Source organism: Actinotalea ferrariae CF5-4, from assembly GCF_000603945.1.
GTDB classification, from domain to species: Bacteria; Actinomycetota; Actinomycetes; order Actinomycetales; family Cellulomonadaceae; genus Actinotalea; species Actinotalea ferrariae.
Genome location: NZ_AXCW01000530.1, coordinates 1 through 829, shown reverse-complemented (window position 1 = coordinate 829; position 829 = coordinate 1). Strand labels below are relative to the sequence as shown.

Annotated in this window: 2 protein-coding genes; both read left to right on the top strand. The window is 72.5% G+C overall.

Translation table 11 applies throughout. From position 1 onward, the window contains the following. The first annotated feature begins 70 nt into the window (after positions 1-70). Positions 71-388: a helix-turn-helix domain-containing protein gene (locus tag N866_RS19185; protein WP_081802834.1), complete on the top strand. Its 318-nt coding sequence runs from the start codon at positions 71-73 to the stop codon at positions 386-388. Continuing rightward, the coding region (locus tag N866_RS19180) for an IS3 family transposase (protein ID WP_034229936.1) at positions 385-829 on the top strand (445 nt) is incomplete at its 3' end. The genes N866_RS19185 and N866_RS19180, both read left to right, overlap by 4 nt.

Here is an 829-nt window from a genome sequence, read left to right as displayed (position 1 = left end):
TGTCGCGCGTCAGACTTAGTGGCAGGACCCGCTTCTTGCGGGTCTGACCTGCGAAGGAGTCTGATCGATCATGGCGAGGCCGCCGGCGTTCCCGGCTGAGGAGAAGGTCCGGATCGTGTTGTCGATCCTGGCCGGTGAATTGAGCGTGGCTGAGGCCGCCCGCCGGGCGAAGGTCTCCGAGCAGTCGGTGGGGAACTGGAAGCGGCAGTTCCTGGAGTCCGGGCGCGCGGGGCTGGTCGCGGGCAAGTCCGGGCCCTCGACCCGTGAGCAGCGGCTGGAGGCCGAGGTCACCGAGCTGACCCAGGCGCTGGGTGAGGCCGCGGTGGAGATCCGGGTGTGGAAGAAGAGCGCAGAGGGCCGCCTGGGCCCTTCGAGGACCTCGAGGTGATCCGCACCGACGCGGGCATGCCGACCACGAGGTTCTGCGCGCTGATCGGCGTGCCCGAACGGACCTGGCGCCGCCACCAGGCCCGCGCCCGCGACGGCGCACCGGTCAAGGGCCCCTGGCCGCGCCCGGCCCGCGAAGGCGTCCGGGACGCGGCCCGCCGGCATGCGCTGGAGCACCCGGCATGGGGGCACCGCAAGGTCTGGGCGATGTGCCGCTACGACGGGCACCGGGTCGGTGAGTCCACCGTGCTGCGCCTGCTGCGGGACGAGGGCCTGCTGCTGGAGGCGAACTACCAGCGCGAACGGCGCCAGCACGCCGCCCGGCGCAAGGCCGCGTTCGCGACCGAACCGACCGGCCCGAACCAGGTCTGGCAGCTGGACTTCTCCGAGTTCGAGACCACCACCGGCGGGACGTGGCGCCTGGCCGGGTGCCGGGACTACT

What these genes read in the sequence shown, in the direction of transcription:
- N866_RS19185 (WP_081802834.1), top strand. Translation starts at nt 71, where the DNA reads ATGGCGAGGCCGCCGGCGTTCCCGGCTGAGGAGAAGGTCCGGATCGTG.